Genomic DNA, 272 nt, shown 5'->3' with positions numbered 1-272 from the left:
CGTGGGAAGGGGCGTGCGATCGCGCGCGTCTTGCGCGGATGCTAAGCGCGGCCGGGCCCGCGGGCCCGAACGGCGCCGATGATGCTGACGCTGACGCCGCGCGCGACGGGAAGGCGGTCTGACGCACGCCTTCCGTTGGTGCGTGCTTAGTGTGCGGAGACGGAATCCAGTCCGGTCGATTTCACTTCCGACTGCACGTCGGGCGACGCGAGATAGTCGAGCAGCGCCTTCGCTTCCTTCGGGTGTTGCGCGCCGACGGGGATGCCGGCGGC

The 272-nt window shown here is 70.2% G+C and carries 1 pseudogene; it reads right to left on the bottom strand.

Annotation, left to right across the window (positions count from 1 at the left end):
* Positions 1-146 precede the first annotated feature (146 nt).
* Positions 147-272 (bottom strand): annotated as a pseudogene (locus SB751_RS30555) (ABC transporter substrate-binding protein); the annotation flags it as partial.

The organism is Cupriavidus sp. SIMBA_020, from assembly GCF_046535395.1.
Classification (GTDB): Bacteria; Pseudomonadota; Gammaproteobacteria; order Burkholderiales; family Burkholderiaceae; genus Cupriavidus; species Cupriavidus campinensis.
The sequence above is the reverse complement of the archived record's forward strand: the minus strand, read 5'-3'. Positions and strand labels throughout refer to the sequence as shown.